Source organism: Micromonospora sp. NPDC050276, assembly GCF_044459545.1.
Lineage (GTDB): Bacteria > Actinomycetota > Actinomycetes > Mycobacteriales > Micromonosporaceae > Micromonospora.
Genome location: NZ_JBITJA010000010.1, coordinates 1 through 22,106, shown reverse-complemented (window position 1 = coordinate 22,106; position 22,106 = coordinate 1). Strand labels below are relative to the sequence as shown.

The 22,106-nt window shown below is 66.5% G+C and carries 15 protein-coding genes; 4 read left to right on the top strand and 11 right to left on the bottom strand.

Going from position 1 to position 22,106, the window contains the following annotated elements; translation table 11 throughout:
* Positions 1 to 16: 16 nt before the first annotated feature.
* The 5 genes from ACIBF8_RS22225 to ACIBF8_RS22205 all read right to left on the bottom strand — a co-directional run bounded on the left by ACIBF8_RS22225 (position 17) and on the right by ACIBF8_RS22205 (position 7,457).
* Complete coding sequence (locus tag ACIBF8_RS22225) at positions 17 to 1,981, bottom strand: hypothetical protein (RefSeq protein ID WP_396785273.1); 1,965 nt, start codon at positions 1,979 to 1,981, stop codon at positions 17 to 19.
* A gap of 154 nt (positions 1,982 to 2,135) precedes the next feature.
* Positions 2,136 to 3,035: a protein NO VEIN domain-containing protein gene (locus tag ACIBF8_RS22220; protein WP_396785271.1), complete on the bottom strand. Its 900-nt coding sequence runs from the start codon at positions 3,033 to 3,035 to the stop codon at positions 2,136 to 2,138.
* Between the two features lie 50 nt (positions 3,036 to 3,085).
* On the bottom strand, positions 3,086 to 4,735 hold the full coding sequence (locus ACIBF8_RS22215) for a DEAD/DEAH box helicase (protein ID WP_396785270.1): 1,650 nt from the start codon (positions 4,733 to 4,735) through the stop codon (positions 3,086 to 3,088).
* 236 nt (positions 4,736 to 4,971) lie between these two features.
* Positions 4,972 to 6,381 carry a hypothetical protein gene (locus ACIBF8_RS22210; protein WP_396785268.1) on the bottom strand — a complete coding sequence of 470 codons (1,410 nt, stop codon included), beginning with the start codon at positions 6,379 to 6,381 and terminating at the stop codon, positions 4,972 to 4,974.
* A 122-nt stretch (positions 6,382 to 6,503) separates the two neighbouring features.
* Entirely contained in the window at positions 6,504 to 7,457 is a 954-nt protein-coding gene (locus ACIBF8_RS22205) for a hypothetical protein (RefSeq protein WP_396785267.1), read from the bottom strand.
* A 796-nt stretch (positions 7,458 to 8,253) separates the two neighbouring features.
* On the opposite strand from ACIBF8_RS22205, the gene ACIBF8_RS22200 reads away from it, so the two are divergent.
* Both ACIBF8_RS22200 and ACIBF8_RS22195 read left to right on the top strand, forming a co-directional pair.
* Entirely contained in the window at positions 8,254 to 8,817 is a 564-nt protein-coding gene (locus ACIBF8_RS22200) for a hypothetical protein (protein ID WP_396785266.1), read from the top strand.
* 97 nt (positions 8,818 to 8,914) lie between these two features.
* Complete coding sequence (locus ACIBF8_RS22195; RefSeq protein WP_396785265.1) at positions 8,915 to 9,793, top strand: hypothetical protein; 879 nt, start codon at positions 8,915 to 8,917, stop codon at positions 9,791 to 9,793.
* 171 nt (positions 9,794 to 9,964) lie between these two features.
* Here ACIBF8_RS22195 and ACIBF8_RS22190 read toward each other — a convergent pair whose 3' ends face one another.
* Positions 9,965 to 10,921 carry a hypothetical protein gene (locus ACIBF8_RS22190; RefSeq protein ID WP_396785263.1) on the bottom strand — a complete coding sequence of 319 codons (957 nt, stop codon included), beginning with the start codon at positions 10,919 to 10,921 and terminating at the stop codon, positions 9,965 to 9,967.
* A gap of 1,110 nt (positions 10,922 to 12,031) precedes the next feature.
* Between ACIBF8_RS22190 and ACIBF8_RS22185 the strand changes: the two genes are divergently transcribed.
* Positions 12,032 to 12,733 carry a hypothetical protein gene (locus ACIBF8_RS22185; protein ID WP_396785261.1) on the top strand — a complete coding sequence of 234 codons (702 nt, stop codon included), beginning with the start codon at positions 12,032 to 12,034 and terminating at the stop codon, positions 12,731 to 12,733.
* Positions 12,730 to 13,848 (top strand): XRE family transcriptional regulator, encoded by a 1,119-nt coding sequence (locus ACIBF8_RS22180; protein WP_396785259.1) that lies wholly within the window; start codon positions 12,730 to 12,732, stop codon positions 13,846 to 13,848. The genes ACIBF8_RS22185 and ACIBF8_RS22180 overlap by 4 nt, the downstream gene beginning before the upstream one ends.
* 305 nt (positions 13,849 to 14,153) lie before the next feature.
* Here ACIBF8_RS22180 and ACIBF8_RS22175 read toward each other — a convergent pair whose 3' ends face one another.
* The 5 genes from ACIBF8_RS22175 to ACIBF8_RS22155 all read right to left on the bottom strand — a co-directional run bounded on the left by ACIBF8_RS22175 (position 14,154) and on the right by ACIBF8_RS22155 (position 20,474).
* Positions 14,154 to 15,206 carry a GlsB/YeaQ/YmgE family stress response membrane protein gene (locus ACIBF8_RS22175; RefSeq protein ID WP_396785258.1) on the bottom strand — a complete coding sequence of 351 codons (1,053 nt, stop codon included), beginning with the start codon at positions 15,204 to 15,206 and terminating at the stop codon, positions 14,154 to 14,156.
* Entirely contained in the window at positions 15,203 to 15,625 is a 423-nt protein-coding gene (locus ACIBF8_RS22170; protein ID WP_396785256.1) for a PadR family transcriptional regulator, read from the bottom strand. The genes ACIBF8_RS22175 and ACIBF8_RS22170 overlap by 4 nt, the downstream gene beginning before the upstream one ends.
* A 910-nt stretch (positions 15,626 to 16,535) precedes the next feature.
* Complete coding sequence (locus ACIBF8_RS22165) at positions 16,536 to 17,471, bottom strand: replication-relaxation family protein (protein WP_396785254.1); 936 nt, start codon at positions 17,469 to 17,471, stop codon at positions 16,536 to 16,538.
* Positions 17,472 to 18,088: 617 nt separating this feature from the next.
* Positions 18,089 to 19,057, bottom strand: coding sequence for a replication-relaxation family protein (locus ACIBF8_RS22160; protein ID WP_396785252.1), 969 nt, complete (start codon positions 19,055 to 19,057; stop codon positions 18,089 to 18,091).
* A 550-nt stretch (positions 19,058 to 19,607) separates the two neighbouring features.
* Positions 19,608 to 20,474, bottom strand: coding sequence for a hypothetical protein (locus ACIBF8_RS22155; protein ID WP_396785250.1), 867 nt, complete (start codon positions 20,472 to 20,474; stop codon positions 19,608 to 19,610).
* Between the last annotated feature and the right edge of the window lie 1,632 nt (positions 20,475 to 22,106).

Sequence of the window (22,106 nt, the reverse complement as noted above, 5' to 3'; positions counted from 1 at the left end):
GCAGTGTCCGCAGACATTAGCGGGACTGCAGGAAAGACGACGCAGCAAAGTGCCTTTCGGCCCGCTTCTTCCAATCACCTTCCAGCGTCCCCACCTGAAGGAACACGTCAGCCACGGTCTTCAGGAAGGCAGCTTCATCGCTGGTAGCGAGCGACCCAGGGGCATGTTGTTTTAGTTCGACGGAAGTCGCGGGCACCAAATCGAGGATGAGGTCGAGAGTGCAGGCGCGCACACCCCGCTTCGCTTGATCCGTCTCATTCTCGCTGTGCACGATTTCGCACCCTGCGGCACGGAATCCGGCTGCTTGCAATGCAGAGAAGAGAGCTATCCATGCTGAGGGGCTACGGTTGGCGTAGCTAAATATGAGACGACCGTTAACTGAAAGCGTCCTGCGCGCCTCTCTAAAGATTCGGGCGAGCAGGGCCTCGTAGGAACCATCATTAGTGAGTTGCCCGACGGCCGCGTTTACAACAGCTTCACCTAGAAGAGAGCCGTCTGTTAACTGCGCCCAGGCGCGGAACGGCAGCGATAGTTCCGAATACTGCACGTCGTCGTGATAGGGAGGATCCGTGAGTACGAGGTCGACGCAGCCGTCGGGCAGTAGCACCGCCTCCGACGAGCCCTCGACAACACGAACGTCGGCGCTGAAGACCCCACCAGGGGCCTCGCTCAACTCAGACACCGGACCTTCGACTACGAGCTGTTTCTCGATCCGGGAATGGATCCACGCCGCAGCTTTTACGAGCTGATTCAGGCGCCGCAGAACTGTTCCGCGTCCGCTGTTAGCTGTGCCCCAGGCATTGGGCTCCACAGCCAAGGTAGTAAGGTTGAATCGATGGCCAGCCATCGATTCGTAGCTCTTAAGGTAGAAACGGTCCCATCTCGACATGTGGCCGGCCATCTCAGCGGATCCAACGACAGCAATCTCGATGGCTCGACTCACCGCATCGTCAGTAGAGCAATCTTTTGCGGCGCAAAGTAGCCGCTCAAGCATCACACGTTGACGCACAGGGTACAACTGTTCCCAGCGCGAGAACCCATGACGGGTAAGAACCTTCGTTTCCTGCCCGTCGGGAATAAATCCTAAGTCCCTTCTAGGCGTTCCATGAGAGGCGTTCGCCGCGTCTAGTTCGCCGGTGGTAGGCTCCGCGATTTCCCGAAGACCAGGTCGGCTTCGCTCGACAAGCACGACCTCCCATTCCCAGGTTCCGGCCCGCGCGTCGAGGCGGTCAACGTGTCCGCAAGCACAGCCGATCTTGCGTCTTGCAGTGTAGTTCGCGGCCGGATCGGTGACGGATCGGCATTGTGGGCAGGGTGATGGTGCCGTGCAGAGCCCGCGAAATAGGTGTCCGTTGGAACACGCGAGGAAGGCTTCGGGGCGCTTGCGCTCGCGCCGGGCGAGGAGAGTTACGAGCGCATGCGGAAACATGCGGCTACGTCTTCCGCAGGCGGTGCACTGAGCGGTCGCCACTCTGATGGTATGCGAGACGAGTCCCGGAGTGCTGTCAGACAGAGTCGTGCCGTAAGCCGCTTGAACTTGAGTTTCAACGCGCTGCCAGAGAGCAGCCTGCGCTTCCTTGAGCTTCTCGGCAGTCGGCATTCCCAACATTGCAGCGAGTCCAGTCGCGGCCCAAGGGTTGAGATCTTGCGCGTAGACTTTATGACCGCGGATGGCCGCTGCGAGGGGAATAACACCACCACCTGCGAAAATATCGGCGACGAGCATCCGGCCCGGCACATCTCGGGATGTCGCTTCAATCAGTGCGCCGTTAACGGCCTCGGTTCGCCGAGCCCACCAGCGATACGTACTAATTGGGGGCAAGTGTACTTCCCGATTGCGGCTCTCCGCTTTGGCCCTGGCGCTGACGGCAGAAGGCGTGAGGTGACGCAGGGGGCTCTCGATGTGACCAGCGCCGGGTAGTGCGTGTGGCTCGACGGGAACGATGTCCGCGTCACGGTGCGTCACGGCGTTCATCGTCATCCTCCTCATCGTGCCTCGTCAGCGGTACGCGCTCGCAACGTCACGCCAACTTGTGTCTTCGACCTCATCGCTCGCATTACACGGACATCGTGCGGTGATCATAATGGCTGATCAACGGAGGTAGCGAGTCGCGGCCGATAACGGCAGGGTGTAGCTAGTCTCGGTCCAAGGGCAGCCCCGGTCGGAGGAGGTCGTCCGGCACCGTGATGCGTGCGCTCGCCCAGCGACCATGCAGGTGTCCCCCGAGCGCGGCGTCATGCGGCAAGGCGGGGACGATGTCGGCGTAGCAGAGCCAACCGATGACGCGCATGGCGAGAACTCCGTCGGGCGGGTGGATTTCCTGCCGGGCGATCACGATTGACCAAGACACATCGTTGGCACCGACAGTGGCCTCGTTGCGACTGATGTAGAACTCAACACGCGGACCGATCGACCGAGTCGCTTTGACTTCCAGATGATGTCGACGGCCGCGACAGTCAGGACTTGTGACGTCGTAACCGAGCGTGTCGTCATGGATACTCAGGCGAGCGACTTGGTCTGCAAGGTCGCTCCGATCCTTGGACAACAGATATTCGCGGCATGCCAATGCCACAGCCTCTTCGCCGTCATCGCCAATTTCAGCTAGGAGTGCCGCGTCAACCTTACGCGCGGTCGATATGACGAATGCAGCGCGTCGGCTCGGGTCCTCAAAGACCGACCGCAGAAGGTGTGCTGCATCAGCCGGCACACGTTCCCAGTAGACGTCGTCGGCCGATGTAAAAGCGGACAGCCACATGTCATGCCGTTGTCCGAAAATCCTCTGTAAGACTGCCTCAACGAACGCATCGAGCGGGAGAGGCCGCAGGCTCAAGAGGTCCATCCCTGGTGTAACCACCTCTTCGCGCTCGACGAGAAGTCCGAGTTCCGTGAGAAGGCGCTGCCCTGCAATCAGGGATTTACGATCGTGTAGGCCTCCAGTGGGAACGTGGAGGAAACTCCGGCTAAGTTCGACGTTCGAGATGCCGTCTTCGCTCACACACCTGGTCACCCAGAAGGCCGCTTGCAGCTGCAGCATGGTGGGCAACTTTGGCGCCACCACCGCGAATCCCCTACGTTCGCGCTCCACTACGGTTCACCCCGTAGGTGAGAAAATAAGGCTTGCAGATCGTCGGCATCGTCCAGCGCGTACCCGTAGCCCTCTTCGTCTTCTTGCGGCAATGCCATCGTCACGAGATCGGGGTCATCGAGCATGTTACCCAGGGCCGTCGCCTTGACTCGGATCCGCTCGTCGACGACGTCATCGATCGTCCCTTGACTGGTGAGGAACGTCAGGGTCGTCTCGGTACCTTGCAGCAGGCCCAGCCGGTGAATTCTGTCGATACTCTGCAAGTACTGTCCGGCGTTGAAGGTGCGGTCGAGATATACAGCGTCATGGCACACCTGGTGGAGGCTTACACCCTCGCTCATAGCAGCTGGGTTCGCGAGTAATATCATGCAGTCGGAGTCTTCGCGGAACCGTTGCAGTTCAGATTCTCGAGTCAGCACGGCCGTTGGGCTGCTAGCCGACGATGGCACACCACCGTAGATAAGAGCCGGTTGGTATCGGCCAAACATGCGTCGGAGGGAATGCAGGTTGCGAACGAAGTTGGACCAGATCAGCGTCTTCCGCCCGGCTTCGGCGTTTCGGCTCACCAGCCGCGCGAGGTGCTGGAACTTTGCCGGTGTCTCGTATTGGTTGTAACGCTGGATAAGGTCCCACAACCGGCTCCCTGGCTCGACGGGCAGAGGAGGGTGCCGAAATATGGGCGGATCAGCGGTACTAGATCCAGCTGCCAGCAGATGCGGGTTCGTGGCCGCTTCGAGCAAATACATCACAATCGTGCCCATTTTTCCGAGTTCAGCACGGTCGTTCATGCTGACGGAAAGTAGTCCAGCATATCGGTTTCGAAGCGCCATGTAAATGTCTCGGTGCAGACCCTCGAGCGGTACGGGCTCTACATGTAACTTCGGTGGCGTCAGTCCGAGTTCCTCTTTGCGTGTCCGCACAAACAGAGGTCGTATCGCGGAGGCCAAGTCGTGCGCCACTTCCGGCGCCGGCCGGCTGGCCAGTGCAGTTTGCGGAAGGATGCGCTGCGCCTGCCCGGGCCACAGGAAGTCGAGCAATGCAACGAAGTCGTTCGGCGCCTGGGGTGCCGGCGTACCGGTTAAAATATCTCGGCGGTCAGCGCTGAAGGCGAGGTCGAGGCACGCGCTGCCGTGTGTGCCACTTCTCCCGGCCTTCATGCGGTGTGCCTCGTCGAGTAAAACCAGTGTGGGCATTTTGCTCACCCAGTTCGCAAGCTCGTCATAGTTGGAAGCGAGGCGGTGATAGTTGACGAGTAGGACTTCCGCGTCGCTCGGGGCGTAGTCGCCAAAGACTTCGACGCGAGGGCGGTCGTCCGGGGCGAAGCACGCCTCGGCTTCCGTCTTCCACGCCTCGAACGCAGATAGCGGAGCCACCACCAGTAGTCGAGCGACGCGGCCCGCGGTCCGTTCCGCCTCGTATACCGCGTAGGCGACCGTGGTCTTTCCCGCACCGGGTACGGAGAAATTGGCACCGTGAGGGAGAGCAAGCAGGCGCCCGGCGTCCCGTATTTGGAACGGCTTCAAGTCTCGACGAAACCGGCTGGCGGCAAGACGCGTCCGCAGTTCATCGGCGGACACCATTGGCTCATCGGCGATCACTGAATCGAGCTGTCGTCGCTCTTCGCTGACCTGGCGGATGACATCGGCCACCCGAGGACCCCAGTCCAGGGTAACTCGGTAGGCATTACAGGCCGGTCTAAGCCACGCTAGGTTGCTACGAAATCGGGGCAGTGGCACGCGAACGGCCTGGCTCGGATCGCCGGCGTAGCCCCATTCGACGCGCAGTTGTCCCCAAAAAACGTCCGGGACTCCTTCACCGCGCTCGGCAATAATCGCCGGAGGGTTCCCGGGACCCAAACGTAAACGAAGTATCCCAGCAGGTGCCATCAGGTGTTGTCGTATTCGGTCAGTCGGACACCGACGTTCTCAAGAACCATCATCAACTCGTCGTGCGAGCGCATATAGTCTTCATACGCAGTCTGCAGCTTATTCACGTCGAACGACTGATGCCGCGCTACATTCGATAGTGAATCCCGCGCGCGGTCACATGACGCTGCAGCATTCAGCAAATGTCGCATTGGTGAACGTAATTCATCATTACCCTTGCTGTCTTGCTCCTTCACATCGATAGCGACGGTCAGTGCTTTATTGACAGCTGCGGTGAAGACCCTCTTTGACATGGTAATCGGCGCGGCGTCACCACTCCCCGGGAGCATGATCTCGTCATCGTCGTCGACACTCGCCAACATACGATAGATAGGCAGCAGCGTAACCTTCTTCGCGCCGATGTCGCCGTCGTGAACTTCGTCGAGAATGTCAAGTCCGTCAAGATCGGAGTCGTCGACCGGCCCTGCTCCTGTGGCAAGCTCTATAGCTACCGCCTTGAGAGCTTCTTCTTCCTCAAGCGCCGGGAGTACATAATCATTGAGCAGCTTGTCGTCAATTTCGCGAACCTTACGATAATCGAGACCTGCGAGCATGCCCGCGATCTTGGCGTCTCGGACTCGAATGGCCCCTTGGGGATCTTTCTTCCGTTGAGTCTCGTACGCGCTGTCGATGTCCTTGACGTTTTGAATCTCGCCGTCAAAATACTCGTAGGTGAGTTGACCCCCGCTCGTAGCGATAATAGTTTCGATCAGCTGCAGCAGCCGAGCGTTCGCCTCCACCTGCAGAGCCGCTCGTTTGCGGTCGCCCTCCTTGTTGCCGTCGAGGGCGCGGTCCATCTCCAGTCCGATGCGCTCAGGGGTCCAACTCTCGTCGAGCAGGTCTTTGATGAATATCAGTTCGTTCGTGAACGAGTAGGCCTGGCGGACGTCTGGCCGCATCTGAAAGCCAAGCTCTAGCTCCGTCAGCTCCGCTGGTCTCGCGTCCGGCGGGAGCACTTGGACCTTGATGTACTGCACCCCGAGCTCGCGTAGTGCGACAAGGCGAGTGTTCGCGTTGATCAACACACCTTTGTGTGTCATGACGCCCGGATCCTGCTGCTTATCGCGCGCTAGAGTCGCCTTTATCCGCGCGTAAAGTGGCGTGCGGCGGATGATTTCGGCGATGAGCTGCTGCGCCTCATCGCCGAACGGATCCTCAGAGAGGATCTTTTCCGTGGCGCCGAGCGAGCCGACCTGCGCCTTGATCCGGTGGCTGTAGGGGTTTAGAAGCGCGTGCGACACAGGCATCTGGACCACCGGCCAGGACACGTCCTCGCCGCGCCACCTCAGAGGACGCCGGTCCGAGTGGTCGGCGGCAACCGCGTTGACGGTCTCCTGGATGAGGTTAATTCGGGTCTGGCCGCTGATCACGTAAATCTCCCACGTCTTTGCCTGCCGGCGTAGGTCAACCGGGCGTTTCTGAGTCTGCACGCTAGGTACGACATTCTTGCGACCGACCCTCGCGGGCAACCCGACCGCGGAGGCCCCGAGACTCAACCCTCGGCGTCGGGCAACATGTCCCTCACTAGCTGGTTAAGCGTCCGCTCTGTATAAGTGCGGCCTTCAAAGGCGTGGATCAGGTCTGCCGACTCCCCCCGCTTCGCCCAGCCGGGTCCGATCAACACCACGGAGACAGGAACCCGGAACTTCGGCGGCAACTGCACCAACTTTCCGCCGCTCTTGTTCGCGGTGCCACCGTTGGTGGCCACCGAGACCACGATCGCGTGGGTCTGCCCAGCCGGCGGTTCAGCGATCACGGTGACCGCGGCAGACACGCCCTTGCCGTCATGGGGGTCCTCCTCCTCGATGTCTTCTCGGGTGACCGCCGCCAGCGCGGCGAGCGCTTCACCTGCAGCCTTACCGCGCTTAAGTCGTCGATGCGGGACCCCGTGTTGTTCAAGCAACTGGCACAAGTCGTCAGTCACCTGTGCTTGGACGATGGAGGAAGTGCTGTTTCGGTGTCCTCCCCAGGACGTTCCTACCACCCGCTGCGCCAGGAGCACCTCGTACGGCGCGCCTCCGGTCCGCATCTGCTCCACGAGATGCCAGCCCAGCGGGGCACCGTCGTCGGCGAAGAGCATCTCTACCGGCCGCCGAGCGACGGCCGCAGGATTGCGAGGGAGGGCAGCGCCGCGAACCACACGATCGATCACTTCAAAGGCCGCGGAAACCTGCGACACGGACCAAACGCCTGCCGGATTCCCGGGCAGGCGCTCCTCTGAGCGGTCTCGTAGCTCGTTGAACGTCATGCCGGCCACAGCGCAGAGGGTGGGCACAACACTCGAATCCTGCTTCTGAGCATGGAAGACAGCGGTCACATTGATGTCTTGAAGCGTGCCCGAGGCGGTTGATGTCGCCAAGGAATCTAACGCCTTCCGGTAGGCACCCGGAGGCATGACGGTGTCGATGTCCAACAGCTCCGCCGAGGGATCGATCTGAGAGTGCAAGTGCACTCTGCGTGCCGCCTGCAGTGCCTGTCCGCCGAGACGTGCCGTCTCCACATTAGGGTGTCGAGCGAGGGCGGCAAGAGCCGCAAAAAGCTCACGAGTGCGCGTCGCAGTTGTCTGACGGCCTTCCTGAACCCACTTCAACGCGTCACGCGTAGAACCTCGCCTGGTAACACGCCGTAAGTACGACTCCGCTTCCGCGAACTCCACTCGGACCCCCTAACAGTTGCGTACAGCGTAGTTGCGTCGCCGAGTTGCCGACAGGCCTCCATCTGGCTGCACTTCTAGGAACGTTGATGGTGATCCAGTTTCGGCGAAGACCAACTCCGCCGGGATCGGTTGGGCGGACGGGACGATGAACTGTGGGTGATAGGTGGTCAACATGGGTCAGGTGGCGCTGGTAGCGCGGGGGCTCGGGGTCCGAGCGGACGGTGTGGCGGTGGGCGGCGGTTACTGCGGGCCGGATTGAGCCGACAGTGCGGCCGCGGCTGACTCTCGATGCCGGGCTGCGGGAGCCGTTGGCGTTCTGGCGGGGCAACGTCGCTGCGGTGCATCGGGAACTGGTCGATGCTGCGGCGGCGGGTGGTCCGCCGGCGCCGGGTCTGACGACACTGCGGCGGGCGGTGCGTGAGGCGCTGGCGCCGGGTGACCTGGCGGGGCTCCGCAAGGGCGAGCAAGCGGCCCGGTCGCACGATGTGTTCCTTCAGCGGCCGGCGACGTACCGCAACGCCGCCTGGGAAGGTGATCACGTTGAGGCGTCGGTGGAAGTCGACGTCGACGGGCGGTTGGTCAAGCCGTGGGTAACCTGTTCGTCGACCTGGCCGCCGCCGTGGTCGACCTGGACCTGGCCCGGCCCGGCCCGGCCCGGGACCGGACTGCGCGGCGGCGGTACGCCGACCTGCCTCGCCGGCTGCCGGTCGGCCAGGTCATGCACTACCGCGCTGACATCTGCCGCCAACACGCCGGGGAGACGTTCGCCCGCGTCGACGACCTGCACGGCGGCGGCCTGGACGCCTCCTGCCAGTGGCTGCGCGACCGGCCCGCCCACAGACAGGCACTGCCGTCGATGAGCGGCTCCACCGGTTCCTCACCGATCAACCCACAGACGTTCCTGCCCGCCTGCTGCGCGCGTACCTCGACGGCACCGAGCCGACCCTGCGCGGGTTTCGAGAGCACGAAGCCACGTCGCCGTACGCCTCCGGGTACACCGCCGACCACCGGCGTCGCGGCCTCGTCTAGCAGCACCTGGCCGTCCGTGCCGCGCCAGCCGACAACACAACGGCCGGGCGGATCACCGTGCACCCGGACATCACGTTCGCGATGCGCTGGACCGCCCCGCCCCGCCCCGCCCGACAACTGATCTTGTTCGAAGTACCGGGAGCGAACATCGATGCACCGCTGAATTGGACGCCGTTTCTGTCGTACGTCTGGCGTACCCTCGCGCGCGGAGGTTTGATATGCCACGAAAGGTCACCCCGGCCCAGTACAACCGTATGGTCAACGACTACAACCGCAAGGTGAAGCAGGCCGTCGACAAGCACAACCGCGAGGTCACGGCGCACAACCGCAAGGTGAAGCGCGACATCGACGACTACAACCGCGAGGTGCGCGCGCACAACGCGCGCGTGCGTTCTAATCGACAGCGGCTCAACGCCGAGATCGCGCGGCTCAACCGCCAGCGCTCAACGACCCGCTACGTCACAGTTCAGACCTCCACCATCGCGCTGCACACCGCGTACTCCCACGTCGACGAGCAGTCCGAGCTGTGGAACGAGCGCGGGCAAGAGCTGGCCGACCTGGCGGAAACCGAGACCGCCAACAGCGCGCACGTCGCCAACACACTTCTGAGCGAGACGGCCGCCGACGCGGAGGAGGCCGAGGAAACGTCGCTCACCGACGAGCTGTCCGCCCTGTCACTAGACCTGCACAACCGTTGGGAGGGCGCGCGCTTCGCGATCAATCCGCGGAACCCTGACGCCGCGCGGCACTTCTGCACCAGCGCCCGCGAGGTCATCGTGGAGCTGATCAACATGAAGGCGCCCGACGCCGTGGTGCTGCAAGCCAAGCCGAACTGCGAGCGAGGACCGGACGGCAAGGCCGTCGCGCGGCGGGAGAAGATCGGTTATCTGCTCGAGCTGAACGGCGCCGGCTACGAGGCTCTGGGCGACTTCGTGGAGACAAACGTCAACGACGTGTTGAACCTGTTCTCCCAGTTCAACAAGGGTACGCACGGCATTGCAGGACGCTTCGACATCCCCACCCTTCGCACGATCAAGCACCGTGTCGAGGACTCCATTCGATTTCTATCCACCCTGGTCCGAGGCTCCAGCCGCTGATCTAAAGACGGAACTGCCCCCGGTTCGGTTGACACCTTCGTGCATGGCTGCACCGCTACGCCAACCACGGCGGCGGGCACGCCTTCCTCATCGAGGACTAGCAGACGGCACCAGATCCGGCCCGCCGACCAACCAGGGTCGGCGGGCCGGATTCGCACGTCAGGCAGCGCCCTACCAGCCGCGCCGGGTCTGGTAGGGCGGCAACTGGTCCCGCAGCACCCCCGCGAACTCCTTCCGCAGGGCCGCTAGGTCGACCAGCCGTCCGCCCATCCGCTGGCCCAACTCGGCGAGGGGCCACGCGGCGAGGTAGCCGAACCGCACCGCGTACACCCCGACGGTGTGCAGGCCGTACCGGTCCGAGTAGTCCATCAACGCGTACCCGAGCAACTGGTCCAGGTCCGTCCGTCCCAGCGACGCCGCCCGCGTGCCGTCCGCGCGGGGCTTGCCACCCTGACCGGCCTTGAAGTCGACCAGCATCCCACCGGCGACCAGGTCCGCGTCGGCGGCGAGGTCGGCGCTGCCATCGAATGTCATCCCGGTCGTCACGGGCCCGGCCGGCAACGCCGGCAGCAGCCGCTCGACCGCCAGGTCCCGCATCGCGACCAGGTCAGCCACCTCCACGTCGTTGGCCAGCGCGAGCAGGTCCCCCGAACCGCTCGACTCGTTCAGGCGCATCAGCCGGGAATTCTCCACCGACGCCGCCCGGTACAGCTCCACCAGCAGCGCCAGGGCGTAGCAGACCCGCGCCCACCACTCGTCGCCACGATCGGCGAACCCGGCTGTACGCATCCGCAGTTCCACCTCACCGCCCGCCGTCTTGTGAGGCGATTCCCCGGCCGCGAGTTCGTGGAGCAACTCCCGGCCCGCCCGCAGACACGGCGCCCGTCCCGACACCAACCCGACCAGCGGCAGCGCGATCGACGGTTGCGGGTCGACGAGCATCCGCAGCCAGAAGTCGATCGCCGCACCCTGCGTACCCGGCGCCACCCCGGCCGGCATCACCACCCGCTGCGGACCCGCCGCGACGCGGAACTCCGCCTGAATCTCCTTGTGCTGCGCAAACGTGACCCCTAGCCACGCCGCCACCGGGCTCTGCCGGTCCTTCACTTCGTACGTCAAAGCAGACATACCGGTACGCTACCGAGAGCTACCGACAAGAAACGTTAAGCGATCCACGCTCCAAGCCGGTCCCTCCCCGGCCGGCCCGGTACGGCGTCACCGCTGACAACGAAGTGGCCGCCGCGCTGACGGCGAAACAGCCGATGAGCGCTGACATCGACGCGGCACCTCGCAGCCGGACAGTCGCGCGAACGTCGGCACCCTTCGGCCGTTCGTAGCGAACCGATCGATGCCGATTCAGCTACAGATCGCCACCAAGTGCGGTGGATCGCCCGACGCCGGTCTTGCGGGCCCCGACGGAGCTTACGGCGGTCTGGGTCCGGTATTGTACCGGCCGCTGGAACTTCCTCGCCCTCAAAACGCCGTTTGTCAGCTCTGGCGAACGCCCCCCTGGTCTGACAAACTCTGACACCGCTCGCACACAGCCGTTAGCAAGGCTGACAGAGCAGCTCAGCCGGCATGCGCCCCCGGTTGGCGGAGGGATGCCGCCGGCCGAGGTGTCTGCCCTTCCCGTCCCTGCTGGTGTCTCACGTCAAGATCGGGGATCAGCCGGCAAAGCTCTGACAGTCAGCAGTGCTGCCCGTCGAGAGGTGGATCCGGCGTGCGAGGGCGGGTAGGCCCGTGACCAGGACTGTCAGGCCAACCAGCTGCGCTGTCAGAGTCCTGACAAACCCCGTTTTGAGGGTGTCGGAGCAACACGCCCGCGACGGCGGACTCGATCAACGCTCATCTTCGCCTGAGCGTCAAGCGGTCCGCCGCGCTCGTGGTCACGGATGGTCGGTGAGGTCTGCCCCTCGGCCGGACCATCGGACCGGCCACGGGTCAGCCGGTCGGGTGAGATGACAGATTCGTCGTACGGGCGGTCGGGGTCATAGATGAGGGGTGAGGCTCGCGGCAGCACGCCAGCGAAGATTACAGCCGCTGCTCGCAGACGCACGGGCGGTCGGTCGGTCGGTCGGGGGTCAGGCGGTCAGTTCCGCCGATCGGTCGCTAGATCGGCGCTCCCACACTCAAACCGTCGTTTGTGTGCTCTGGCGAACGCCCGCGGTATTCGAGTCCCGGCGTGTTGTCCGCTTGATTTCCGCAACTTCAACTGTGGCGTCGGCTAGATTTCCCGGCATGAACCTGTTGGACAACGCGGCCGCGGTACTGGATGAGCGGGGCGTGCTTGAGCCGCTAGGCGGGTTGATCCGGCAGGTGTACCGGCGTGCCGCGGACCGGCATGAGCCGGAGCTCGGCGACGATGCGATGAGTTTCGGCACCACCGTGTGGCGCAACTTGACCAACCTGGGCAAGGCGACGTTCGCCGGTGTCGACGGGGTGCGGGTGCGGCTGGAGGACAACTCCCTGGAGGTCCTTTGCGCCGGGTACGTGGTGCGGCTCTACTCGCTGCAGGGTGGGATCGAGTCGATCCGGTGGGAGGGTAGCGAGGCCCGGCTGGGCGGGGCGGTGGAGAACAGCCACGACGGCCAGTTGGCTTTCGACGACGACGAGCAGTTCCCGGAGGTCTTCGCCGGTATGGTGCCGCCCAAGCGGCATCTGCGCGTCGCGCACACCGGAGACATCACGACCGGCGAGGCGACGGCGTACCTCGGACTGCCCCGGGACAACCGTGAGGGCGGATCGCCGTGGTTCGAGGTGATGCTGTGGTTCGGCGAGGCGGTGACGGTGGGGACGCCACTCCCGGTCGTCGGCGACCCGACTGGCGTGCCGGGGCAGCGGCACGATGAGCTGCCGATCCCCGAGCTGCCGATTGAGACGCTGCGGTCCGGCCGCACCGCCGGCCGTAGTTTCGGTGCTTCCGCCGGCCGCTCGGCGTGACCGGGGGGACTCGTCCGCCGGTTCCGGCCACTGCGGTCGTCGCGGCGTTTGAGCCGCACGCCCTCGGGTTGGCGCGCCGGTGGCGGCGGATGCGCAAGAACGAGCTGGCTCGGCAGATCGGGGTCACGGCGGCGGCGGTCAGTCAGTACGAGCTAGGGCAGGCCCGCCCCTCGGCGGCGGTGCTGGCCCGGTTGGCGTTGGCGTTGATGATGCCGGTCGAGTTCTTCGCCGCCGGCATTCCGGCTCCCACGTCGGCGGGGCGCGCGCACTTTCGTAGCCTGCGGACCACCAGTCAGGCTGAGCGCGACCAGGCGGAGGCTTTCGGTGAGGTCGCCTGGCGGGTGGTCGAGGTGTTGAGCCGGCAGCTGCGGCTGCCCGAGCTGCGGCTGCCCCAGCTCGACCTGCCGGAACCGGCGCGTGCCGAGGATATCCGCGCTGCCGCCGCGGCGGGGCGCCGGGAGTTCGGGCTCGACGACGGGCCGGTGCCGCACACGGTACGGCTGCTGGAGGCGCACGGGGTGATCGTGCTGTCGTTGCCGGATGCCTCGGAGCGGGTCGACGCCTTCTCGCACTGGTACGGGCAGCGGCCATTCGTCTTCCTGAACCCGGGCAAGAATGACAGGGCTCGCTCCCGGATGGACACCGCCCACGAACTGGGTCATCTGTTGCTGCATCACGACGCGGAGCCCGGCAGTCAGATCCTTGAGCGGGAGGCCACGGCCTTCGCTTCCGAGTTCCTCGCCCCCAGTCCGGCGTTGGCCGCGGAACTGCCGACCCGCCTGGACTTTGACCGGCTGCACGAGTTGAAACGCCGCTGGGGCATCAGCCTGAAGGCGCTCGTGTATCGGGGTCACGACCTGGGCGTGTACCGGGACCACACTTACCGGCGGGGCATGACCCTGCTCGCCCAGTGGGGGCATCCCGAACCGGGTGACCTGGGCCCTCGCGAGCAGCCCTCCCTGCTCGGCCGGGCTGTGGCACTCCTCGGGCCGCAGCGGGTAACGATAGAGAGTTTGGCAGCGCAGGCCGGCCTTCCGGCAGCCCTGGCTCGTTCAGTGATCGACGCCGCCAGCGAACAGTTGCCCGAACTGCGGCTGACTACAGGGGGCTCCTGATGCGACGGAGGGTGCGTCGGACCTGCTGGGTCGGCCGACGATCGGGATGATCCTTCGAGGTTGCGGCACTCCGCCCCTGGGCGGGGCGGTCACTCCGGTGTCCTGCGGGTGGGGACGGCTGGTTGGGTGGCTATCCCAGGCCCACTGTTCGTCACCGACGGCCCGCCAGTTGCGCTGGCGGAAGCGGTGGGTTCCGGGCGGATGTAGCGCCGGCGAGTGATCGAACCGGCGGGGCCGGCGCAGCATTATTGCGAGAGCTTCCAGGTGCAGGCGGGGGCCGGAGGTAGCTCAGGGCTGCGGAAGTGTCACCCCTCTGCTGTTGCTTCCGGCCGGTGTCCGCAGGTCGCGCAGGCGTTGTCCAGCACTCGTCGGCGTACGGCCCGGTGTCGTGCGGCCTGACACGCGAGGGCAGCTGTGAGCAGCGCCGCGCCGGCGAGAAGAATCAATGATCCAGTGGTGACGACGAGGCCCGCAGGGGTGTGTCCGCCGCCGCTGGTCCCCCAGATCGCCTGGCTGAGTTGATCGGTGCCGAACAGACCGGCGGGGGTGGTGAGGAGCAGTGTCGCCCAGAGTCCGGTGTCATCGGCGCGCAGGGCGCGGCCGAGTCCGACGAGTAGGACCAGGGCGAACAGAAGCCCGCCGGCCATCGCCATGAGTTCGGGGGTCGAGCTGTACGAGACGAACCAATTCCCGCCGTTCTCGGCGGAGCTGAAAGCCGCGGACACGGCTGTTCCGAAGCCGGCCGCGAGGAGCGGCAGGCCTCGTGCGATCCAGCTGGGATGAGAGGGCAGCGCGAGGGTGGCGAGGCCAAGGGCGATGGTGGGGAGCAGCACGGACAGCGGCGGTCGGGGTTGTCCGATGAGAGCGGCCACGAGTGGCAGTGCGACGGTTAGCAGGAGGCAGCCGGCCGCAGCGGTTCGTGCCCAAGACCCGGGCAGCGCCGTCGCGGTGAGGCCGACGACCAGCCAGCCCAGCCAGATGACGGCGCCGATGGTCTGGAACGGACCCGCCGGGTCCAGCCCGCTGACGCGGGGGTCGTTCAGCTCGACCTGCAGGAGCAGGAAGGTCGCGACCGCGACGAGGGTGTTCAGCGCGGCGGTCGCGGCCAGTGGCAAGGCGGCGGCCAGCCCGAGGGCGCCGTACCCGCGCAGTCTCTCCCGGAGTCCGGCACCGAGGAGGTCGAGGGCGTCGTGGGGGGAGGGCCAGCGTCGCCCCGGTCTGATCGTGTCGAGGTACGTTCCGACGATCTCGTCGCCTCGCTCGGCCTGGTAGTCACCCGGGTAGGCCCGCAGCAGTCGCCGGTAGCGGGACTCCAGCGGTGACCCGGCCTGCTCCGGCGCGGGGTTGGGCTGGTTCATGCCAAGCCTCCGCTCGGTCGAAGGGTGGGGCGGGCGATCGCCCCCGGGAGGTTGACAGGGGCGCGTGAGGTGCCGCCTGCGGCGGCGGTGCCCGCGGGCCGAATCCGTAGCCGCTGACTGGCGGCCTCGACGTTGCGGCGCAGTCGTTCGGTCTCCGCGGTGAGCACGGACCGGCCCACATCGGTGAGCCGGTAGTAGCGGCGCAGCCGTCCCTCGACGACCTCCTCGTGGTCCCGTTCGACCAGCCCTTCGTCGCTGAGGCGATCAAGCGCGCCGTAGAGGGTGCCGGGCCGCAGCGCCAGCCGACCGCCGGAGAGCGCGGCGACGTCGCCGATGATGCCGTAGCCGTGCATGGGCTCCCGCGCAAGGGCGGTAAGGATGAGGAAGGTGGGCTCCCGCAGCGGCGTGGGTGTGGCCATGGCCTCAATATATCGGTGATGAAGCTATACCGGTGGCCAGACGCTGAGAAACGCTGGCCCGGTCCTAGGTAAGGGCAATCGCTGGCGGATCTTGCCGATCAGGTCGGGTGTCGTCCTATGCGGCCGTCGGTGCCGACAAGGATGGCCGAGGAGATCGCGGCAGGCGCCTGTCCGCCGCCGGCTCTGCCGGCGAAGTGGTGAACCAACCACGAAACGGCACCGGCCGGGAGGCGGCCACGGTCGCGCGCCGGTGCGGTCGCCGGGTTGTGGGCGGGGTGGCGGCTGGCCGTGCTGGCCGGGCGAGGTTCATGGCTCGGCGGGCGGCGCGGGCGGCAGCGCACATGCCGCGCTGGCCGGCGCACTGCAGGTTGCGGCAGTTGCCGTGGTTGTCGGGTTGGTGGGCGGCGGCGACATCGAGGGCGAGCCGCCATAGGAGTGGGTCGATCACATCACCGGGGATCACGGCGAGCAAGCTGAGGCGTTCACGAGGCATAGTGAAGTCCCTTTCGTCGACGGTCACGTCGTCCGGCACGGACTACCGGACGGTGGACACGATCGACGCTCACCTTTGCCCAGAGATCAAGTCGTCCGGTCTCTTCGGCTTCCGGCTGGCGGCGCGAAGGTTGTTGTGACGGTCAGCTACAACTGTTACTTTCAGCGATGGTTGTCACCGCAGCTGATCCGCCGCTCCGGGCGGTGGTAGGGCGGGCGCGGGCGCTGTCGCCGGACAGCGTGGCTGACAGACTCTGACAGTTCCCGATCGGGGCGCAGTTCGCTTCCGGTCGCCTCGGTGCGCGCCCGTACGGACGGGTGACGGTTACGGGGCCGGCGAGCTGGCGGGTGGGGGTGGTTCGGCGGCGTGTGCCGCCTGCAGGCCGCCGCACGCCGCCGCGTGTTCCGCTCCCCCTCATTAGTCGGCCCGCTCGTCCGGGGTGGGCTGGTCGTGGGTGAGGTATTGGTCGTCGTGGTGGGCGTCGGTGTAGGGCAGGTCGATGAGGCGGTGACGGCCGGTACGGCCGGGTAGTTGCCAGATCTGGTGGGCGGGGCTGGCGGCGAGTGCGGTGCGTAGTTCGGCGGTGGTGGTGGCGATGACCGCCTTCGGGTCGGTGCCGGCGAGGCGGTGGTGCAGGTTCGCCTCGCGTCGTGCGGAGGGTAGGTGGAACAGCACCGGCCATGCCCAGGTGCTCAGGAGGTAGAGCCGCTCGTATTTGATGATTTTGTCGATGAGGACCTGCAGGTTCTCACCGTTGGTGTCGTACTCGAGGAAGAACGGCACGGACCGTTCGTGCTCGGTCCATATCCCGGCGCCGTCTGGGCGGGGGAGGCCGGTCGCTCCGGCGAGGATGATGTGTGGGTCGCCGCCTTCGCGGTAGAGGGTGCCGGGTTCGTGGTAGGCCGACGCGGGCTGCCAGCGGACGAGGTCGCTGTCGGGGTGGGTGCGGGCGTGGGCGGCGAGGTCGATGAAGACCTGGTTCCCGCCGAGCAGGTGCGGCAGGTCCGGTCGGTTGGTCAGGGAGTGTTTGCGGCGGCGTGCCTGGTCCCGGCGGCTTCGTGGGAGTCCGCGTTGGGCGTGGACGTGGTCGTAGCCGAGTTGGTCCAGGACGTAGTGGTAGGGGTGGGAGCCTCCGTCGGCTTTGTTGGGTCGGAACCGGTCGACCGCTCGCAGGGCGGTGAGGCGGCGTAGCCGGCGTTGGGTGAAGTCCAGGGATGGGAACAGGGCGGCGGCGATCTGGTCGGTGGTGAGCACGCCGTGGTCGTAGAGCCAGCCCAGGAGCCGGTCGTCGCGGGCGGTGATGCTGGCCTGCAGGCGCAGCAGCGGATCCGCGGTCGGTAGGTGTTTACCCATGGGCACAAGCCCGGGGGGAGAGACCCGAGACTGGAGGGTCTGTCTGGAGCGGTCCCCGACTGCTGACAGCGGGGCTGACCTGGGCTGTGAGCGGCCGTGAGGGGTCAGGTTGGGGGTCAGGATCAAGACGGACGGTAGAACGGAGATCGGCACTGACCGCTGAAGCGCCGGGCACAACGGGTTCGGCCAGACGGTGCGGCGAGGGTGGGTGTGAGTCGGGCCGGTGACGCCGGTGAGGTTCGCGGTGCGGGGTGATCATCGTTGGTGCTCCAAGGTCAGAGGTGCGAGTGGGTGTGAGGTTGGTGCGCCCCGCGGTCGCCAGCGGGCGGAAGCAGCCGGAGGTCCCCAGGCGCTGTCCGCAAGCCTGGCTGGACATGCCAACCTGTCTGGTCTCGCGCGTGTGACGAACTTCCGGTGACAGTCGCCTGTCGATCGAAGTTGGTCACAGCGGCTGCGGCCTGCGGTGTGAGAGCCGTCGGCGTTGCCGTTCGGGTTCGAAGCGAACGGCAACCTCCGGTAGTCCTCCTGACAGTGACCGGGTGGTCGCTTCCGTGGGTCGCCCTGGCCTGCTCCTCGACCGGCCCGGGTGGGCCGGTCGAGGAGCAGTGGTCGGTTGGTCAGGGGCGCGGCGGGTAGTGGTACTCGCCGTTGGCCACGGATTCTTCGTAGGGGCGTTCGGGGTCGTAGATGGGGTGTGGGGCTCGGGGCCGTACCTCCTTGAAGGTCACGGTGTCGGGCGGCCACTGCTCGGGGGTGTGGGGAAGGTCGGTCAGGGCGAGGCGGTGTGTCTCGCCGATCGGCTGCCAGACCGGGTCGGCCGGGTGGCCGTGCTCGGGGTTGCTGGTGACGACGGTGAGGTGCCGCGTGTTGCGGCGCTCGAGGTAGCGGCGTAGTTCCTGCTCTCGCTGGGGGTCGGCGGCGTGGAACAGCAGGGTCGCCAGGCCGGTCTGTTCGGCCAGCCGCCGGTAGGCGTGGACGCGGTCGGCGAGGTCGGCGGGACGGATCTCGCCGGGGTCGGGCTGGTACCAGAACGCGTGGCGGTTGCGGTCGTGGATGTACTCGCCGTGCCAGGCGGCATGTCGCGCCGCGGTGACGTATCGGCAGGTGCGCGGTGACCACCAGGTGCGTAGGTCACTCCCGGGCTTGGTGAGCGCGTGGGTGGCCAGGTCGACGAAGAAGTCGTTGGCCCGCAGCAGGCCGGGCAGGCCCGCGTGTTCGCGGAGCCGGTCGCGGGCCCGGTACGCCTGCGCCGGGGTGACATCGTGGTCTTCGTCGAGTGGGGTGAGTTGGGTGCCGATCGGGCCGAGGCACCACCAGGTGTCGGCGATGGCCGCGGCGCCGGTGTTCCAGAGGCGGTCGATCCAGCCGCGGCGGGCGAGGATCGCCAGACGTCGGGTTGCCGACGCCGTGGTGGTGGCGAAACCGAGTGCGGTGAGCTGCGCGGTGGTCAGGACGCGGTGCTCGGCGAGCATCTCGACGGCCCACCAGTCGGGCAGGCGCATGCGGCCGCTCTCGGCCAGGAGCAGCTCCGCCGGGATCGGTCGGGTGGACGGGACAGTGAACTGGGGATGGTAGGTGGTCGACATGACCGGTACCTCCAAGATGGCGCCACCCCGGCAGGGGGTGGCAGGGGTGGATGATTGCCCGTGTGACCGCGTCGGTGCGGCGCACCTCGGGCGGATCACCCACCGCGGTCGTGCGTCGCGGTGGGTGACAGGGCAACGGCTCGCCGGTTCCGTGCCGGGACGGCCGCCCGGGCACGGAACCGGCCGGTCCGCGCGGCCGGATCACCGGCCGGTACCTGCGGTACGGCGAGAATCCGAGCGCGGCTTCTGGCGCCGTCATTAAGGAACCGCCGTTTGTGTGCTCTGGCGAACGCCTGCCCCACTCACAGCCACTCACAGCCACTCACAGCGGGCGGGTTTCTCAGTCGAGGTGATCTTGTCCGTTGCCGGCGACGTTGAACTTCTTGCCATCGAATTTGGTTCGGATCGAGTTTCTGCCATCGAAGATGACCCGCCCCTGTTCGCGGGGGCGGACGAGATTCGACTTCGCTGTCAACGGACAGATCCAGCCCAGGCTCAGCCGAACCCCCAAGGAAGTGACGGCGTCACGAGGGGGTCTCCGGGAGCGGACCTACGCGACTGCCGTCGACGTGGCGGCAGTGGTGGAGAGGCGACGGCAGCTGGCGGCGCGCAGACTGGCCCGGCGTTCGGCTCGCGCCGCCAACGCCTCGGCGGCCTGCGGGGACGCCGCGCCGGTCAGCATGCCGCTGGCGAGGGCTTCGGCGAGGCGGGTGTCGATGCGACCCAACCGCATGCGCAGGGCGTCGGTGCTGATGCCCATCCGGGCCGCGATCGGATCCATGGCCCGCCGGCCCAGCCGCACGTCGACGTAGGGCTGCTCGTCGTCGGCGTCGAGGATCCCCAGGCGCACCGCGCGGCGTACCAGCACGTCCGGATGCCCGTAGGGCACCCTCGGGGTCCGCGGTCCCGTGACGCGCTCCACGTCCTCAACCAAAACGAACTCGCTGGCCTGCCGGCGCAGCGCGTGCCCGGCGCGCCACCCGGCCCGGCACAACGACGCGTACGGCGCCCGGCGGGCCACGTCCACGTGGTCACGCAGCGCCGCCAGGAAACCCGCGAGGATCTCCGCGCCCATGTCGTCGGGGTCACCGCGGTAGCCATCGGACAACCGCCTCGCGTAGCGGCGCAGCGCCGGCATCGCCATGCCGACCGCGGCGATGACCCACTGCGGCCCGTCCAGGCGGGCACGACGGATCAACTCCCGCCACACCGCGTCGCGGGCCGTGTAGGCGCGCGGGTTCGCCAGCAGCCAGTCCCGCAGCGCCGGCAGCGCCACGACACCCCTTAGCAGGCCGTCATCCGGACCGAACATCTCGAGGTCGAGGGACAGGGGCGCCGGGTCGCTGGTCAGCGCCGCGAACGCCACGTCGACGGCGTCCAGGGGCGCGGCAGGGAAGGTCGTGTCGGACACACTCATGATCAGTACTCCTAGGCCAGAGAGACCATCGGGCGTCGCCGCCGTGTTCTGGCGACGCTGGAATGCCGATTACGCCACGGCCGACTCACAGGCACTCACAGCGCAGGTCAAGCCGGCTTTCGCGCCCAGCGGGCCGCTGCGGTGCCTCGCCCGAACTCCGGACCCGGGGCCGGCACCAGGCGGGCGATGCGGGACGGGCCGCGGTACGGCTGAGCAGGGCTGTGAGCCACCGACGCACGCCAAGCGCGGCACCCAGACGGCTCCGCGACGAGGCCGCGATCGTCGGGCCGCGCCCACCGCTCACAGTCACTCACAGCGACTCACAGGCGCTCACAGCCGCTGACACAGCCCGTCCGGTCTGGCGCTGAGCTGGCGTTCGCGCCGGCGTCCCCTCGTACGAGGGTTCTGAGCAGGGCTGTGAGAGAGCAGAGGGCCGTGCGAGAAGTGCCCGACAAGATGCCTCCGGGGCCGTACACCCTCTCACTCACAGCGACTCACAGCCGATCACAGAGACTCACAGCGGCGTGGCATCCGCTGCCGGCACGCCCGAAATGCCGGCGACGACGCCGGTGGTGGTGGCGCGCATCCTGACCACCTGCCGCGTCCCCCGGGCCGGGCATCGTGCCTGGCGCCTCGCCCGTGTCGGTCGCCGGTGGACGCACCAGTGATGGGGAACCCTCCGTACCGGCTGCCTTGCCCGGGAACGCGCGAACCGGTGTCAACGAGGATGATCGATTGACATCTTGTCCGTACAGGCAGCGGCGGGCCGCGCCCGAGAGGACAGGAACGTCGGCAGGGGTGCTGTGTCACCTTGTCCGGGCATGGGATCGGCGGCGGTCACACGACGTCGAGACATGTCGATTGCGTCCGTGCGCGCGGCCATGGCCTCGAGGTGGGCAGAAGGTGTCCTCCGCGTCCGGCCGAGTGTCCGCGGCATCGCACATGTCATCGATGTTCGTCGTTGACAAAGTGTCCGGCGCGGTCGCTGAGCAGGGCCGGGACAGCGCAGTCACGCGCGTGTTCCTGACCTGGAGTGACACTGGCTTCGATCGGCGACAGCCCTTCCCGTGGTGGCGGTGGTCAAACCGACATGACATCCCCGCGCCGCATGGACGGGCGTGTCAACCGCACGCAGGCCGTGTCCGCGCCTGTCGGGTAAGGACATGTCCGCGGACACCATGTCATCGACCTGCATGAGTGCCTGACCGGTCGTCGCCGCTGCGGCGTGTGACACGTTGGCACTGCGGCCGAGCCGTCGGCGGACACGCTGTCGCAGTATTCGTGAACCGTCACCCACCCACCGTGTCATCGACTTCTGCCACTGTCCGGGTGGTTGGCGCCGAGGCGGTGGCGCATCCGCGTCGGATCGGCTGGCCCGGGTGTCCGTTCTCAGCGAAGTTGCTCCGGGTGGGGCGCGCTGAGCTGGGCGGAGCAGTTCGATTGAGAAGGCCAACTCGGCTTGATTCTCAGTCAATCTGCCCCGCAGCCACGTTCTGCGGCGGGTCGCTCAGTCTGGCCGCGTCTGCGAGTGGGACCTGTGTCGGCTCCGCCTGAAAACTGACCATGTGGTTCCGGCTGAATCGGGACCACCTCCTGAAGCATCGGGAGGTGCTGAGCGTGGAGGACTGGGCG